Genomic DNA, 1,593 nt, shown 5'->3' on the forward strand with positions numbered 1-1,593 from the left:
GCCAGGAAGCCACCCCCACACAAATCCAATCCTTAGAAAGGAGGTGATCCAGCCGCACCTTCCGGTACGGCTACCTTGTTACGACTTCGTCCCAATCACCAGCCCCACCTTCGACCGCTCCCCGTAGGGCCACGGGCTTCGGGTGTTGCCGACTTTCATGACGTGACGGGCGGTGTGTACAAGGCCCGAGAACGTATTCACCGCAGCGTTGCTGATCTGCGATTACTAGCGACTCCAACTTCACGGTGTCGAGTTGCAGACACCGATCCGAACTGAGACCGGCTTTAAGGGATTCGCTCCACCTCACGGTATCGCAGCCCTCTGTACCGGCCATTGTAGCATGCGTGAAGCCCAAGACATAAGGGGCATGATGATTTGACGTCATCCCCACCTTCCTCCGAGTTGACCCCGGCAGTCTCCCGCGAGTCCCCACCACAACGTGCTGGCAACACGGGACAAGGGTTGCGCTCGTTGCGGGACTTAACCCAACATCTCACGACACGAGCTGACGACAACCATGCACCACCTGTGAACCGGCCCCACAAGGAGGAAGCCCCGTCTCCGGAGCCGACCGGCACATGTCAAGCCTTGGTAAGGTTCTTCGCGTTGCATCGAATTAATCCGCATGCTCCGCCGCTTGTGCGGGCCCCCGTCAATTCCTTTGAGTTTTAGCCTTGCGGCCGTACTCCCCAGGCGGGGCACTTAATGCGTTAGCTACGGCGCGGAAGACCCGGAAAAGGCCCCCCACACCTAGTGCCCAACGTTTACGGCGTGGACTACCAGGGTATCTAATCCTGTTCGCTCCCCACGCTTTCGCTCCTCAGCGTCAGTAACGGCCCAGAGACCCGCCTTCGCCACCGGTGTTCTTCCTGATATCTGCGCATTCCACCGCTACACCAGGAGTTCCAGTCTCCCCTACCGCACTCAAGCCGGCCCGTACCCACCGCAAGCCCCCAGTTAAGCCAGAGGATTTCACGACAGACGCGACCAGCCGCCTACGAGCTCTTTACGCCCAATAATTCCGGACAACGCTCGCGCCCTACGTATTACCGCGGCTGCTGGCACGTAGTTAGCCGGCGCTTCTTATCCAGCTACCGTCAACCCACCCACAAAAGAGGCGGGCCTGCTTCACTGGCGAAAGAGGTTTACAACCCGAAGGCCTCCATCCCTCACGCGGCGTCGCTGCATCAGGCTTGCGCCCATTGTGCAATATTCCCCACTGCTGCCTCCCGTAGGAGTCTGGGCCGTGTCTCAGTCCCAGTGTGACCGTCCACCCTCTCAGGCCGGCTACCCGTCACCGCCTTGGTAGGCCATCACCCCACCAACAAGCTGATAGGCCGCGAGCCCATCCCCCACCGAAACAATATCTTTCCCACACCCACCATGCAGCAGGCGCAGAATATCCCGTATTAGCCACACTTTCATGCGGTTATCCAGAAGAAGGGGGCAGGTTACTCACGTGTTACTCACCCGTTCGCCACTCATCCAGAACCAGCAAAACCGGTCCCTTCACCGTTCGACTTGCATGTGTTAAGCACGCCGCCAGCGTTCGTCCTGAGCCAGGATCAAACTCTCCAAACAAAACCAACAAAA

Annotated in this window: 1 rRNA gene and 1 other annotated feature (1 of these 2 cut by a window edge); the gene reads right to left on the bottom strand. The window is 58.9% G+C overall.

From position 1 onward, the window contains the following. Positions 1-134 (bottom strand) — a sequence feature (mutual gap in cmsearch alignment for this rRNA model is longer than 100) (it extends 2,723 nt beyond the left edge of the window). Beyond that, a 16S ribosomal RNA gene (locus AB7V09_RS12900) occupies positions 37-1,581 on the bottom strand. Its footprint overlaps the feature before it by 98 nt. Between the last annotated feature and the right edge of the window lie 12 nt (positions 1,582-1,593).

The organism is Actinomyces sp. SKVG-SVH-4(1), assembly GCF_048514265.1.
Taxonomy (GTDB): Bacteria; Actinomycetota; Actinomycetes; order Actinomycetales; family Actinomycetaceae; genus Actinomyces; species Actinomyces oris.